Here is a 1518-nt window from a genome sequence, read left to right on the forward strand (position 1 = left end):
TCAGAAGGAATATGAGAATTGCATAAAATTGCAAAAACAGTTGTGACTATTACCAAAGAAACAGATGCGAATGTCAAAATACTTTGAATAAAGTAAGGATTTTTTTTAATTCCTAAAAAACATAAAAATATAAAAGTTATAATGCCAAACAAGGCTCTTAGCTGTTTATCTGTAAACATATTTATTTCCTGCGGTTTTCGATAATTTTTTGATCTCTTTATTGATCTCGTCTATAAGAGGTTCGTAATTGAGAACGCTTTTCGGAATAGCACCACCGTAAACCCAAGCTTTCACTTGCGCTTTGGTACTAAAATCCGCATTTTCTGGTGTGGTATAATACTGGCCGCCATCAAACTTTTCACATTCTCTTGTACCGTCTTCATATTTGTGGAGGTTGTAAAAATACTCCTCTGCTCCGTCCCCCCCAAGGAACATAACCAACAGCTGTTGCAACAAACTCTTTTTGCATTGGTTGTTTACGCTTTTTTAAGAACAGGTCTTTTAATATTCTCATGTTTTTAGTCCATAATTTACCAATTGGTCTATTTACCTAAAATTTGACCGTACAGAGCGTTTTGTGTTTTTAATTGTAGTAAAAAACTTCAAATCTCTTTGTACGGTGCCTTTTTGTCGGTTTAAACACATATCTAATCCCAAAATGATCAGCGCTTTTCACTAGTTTACTAACCTGCAATGTTTTTCACTGTTCCCCCAAGACCATTTAAATTCCTTCAAGCTTTTGCTTTTCAATCAACGTGAGTGGTCTTGAATTCTCTCTCATTGCCTTTTCTTTCAGCCTTTTTTCACGGGTGCTCAAAACAGTCTTGCGTACACTTTCGGCTTTTGAAAGAAGGGTGTTTTCTACTGTCTGGCAATAAGTTAAAAGCTCTCCACAAGTTGGCATAAATGTTTTTGATATCCCAATTGCTTAACCCGTTACGATATTTTCGACGCCCTTTTTCATAGCATATGACGAAATGCGGTCCAGCATCATGCCATAGGATAAAACGACGGCTTTGGCGTCTGTATTCGCAGGGACTCTCATGCTTGAGAGTAGGAAAGAAGTTTGCTCAATTTGCTTAACTGAAGCTTTCACAGAAAGCAACGCTTGTAGATGATTCAAGCATCTAAGGTTAGCGCCTCCTCCTGTTTCGTCAATGTATTCCCAGCTTTCAGCGTCAATGGATGCCCCGGACTGATCATTTCCATAATCTTCTCCAGATGAGAAATGATCTCTGAGTTCGTTGAAGCCTTCTGCAAACTGTTCTGTGAAAGTTTTATGAGTGAATTTTCCATAATGACCACCTAACCGTTTTTCCTGTTCTAATCTTGCTTTTTTCTTTGCTAGCATTCCGATAGGGCTTGTGACCCAATTGTACCAAGTCCTTTGCCAATAGCGTTTGTTTGCATTTTTATTTGGATTTGCTATCCAGTAATTTGTGAACCGTTCGAATTCTAACAGCGCCTCATCATGGGTTAGCCTTTATCGATTGCGTATTGCAAATTAGGTTCAAAATC

The 1518-nt window shown here is 37.9% G+C and carries 2 protein-coding genes and 1 pseudogene; all 3 read right to left on the reverse strand.

What is annotated here, in order from left to right:
• Window positions 1-165 precede the first annotated feature (165 nt).
• The 3 genes and pseudogenes from ACFINW_RS09870 to ACFINW_RS09880 all read right to left on the reverse strand — a co-directional run bounded on the left by ACFINW_RS09870 (window position 166) and on the right by ACFINW_RS09880 (window position 1351).
• Window positions 166-514, reverse strand: a pseudogene (locus ACFINW_RS09870) (hypothetical protein).
• Between the two features lie 207 nt (window positions 515-721).
• On the reverse strand, window positions 722-904 hold the full coding sequence (locus ACFINW_RS09875) for a hypothetical protein (RefSeq protein WP_375641299.1): 183 nt from the start codon (window positions 902-904) through the stop codon (window positions 722-724).
• Between the two features lie 24 nt (window positions 905-928).
• Window positions 929-1351 carry a hypothetical protein gene (locus ACFINW_RS09880; protein ID WP_375641296.1) on the reverse strand — a complete coding sequence of 141 codons (423 nt, stop codon included), beginning with the start codon at window positions 1349-1351 and terminating at the stop codon, window positions 929-931.
• Window positions 1352-1518: the final 167 nt, after the last annotated feature.

This window comes from Bartonella sp. AA18HLJMS (assembly GCF_042197245.1).
In the GTDB taxonomy this organism is placed as follows: Bacteria; Pseudomonadota; Alphaproteobacteria; order Rhizobiales; family Rhizobiaceae; genus Bartonella.

Coding starts and splice junctions, on each gene's coding strand:
- ACFINW_RS09880 (WP_375641296.1), bottom strand. CDS start 1,351: ATGCTAGCAAAGAAAAAAGCAAGATTAGAACAGGAAAAACGGTTAGGT.
- ACFINW_RS09875 (WP_375641299.1), bottom strand. CDS start 904: ATGCCAACTTGTGGAGAGCTTTTAACTTATTGCCAGACAGTAGAAAAC.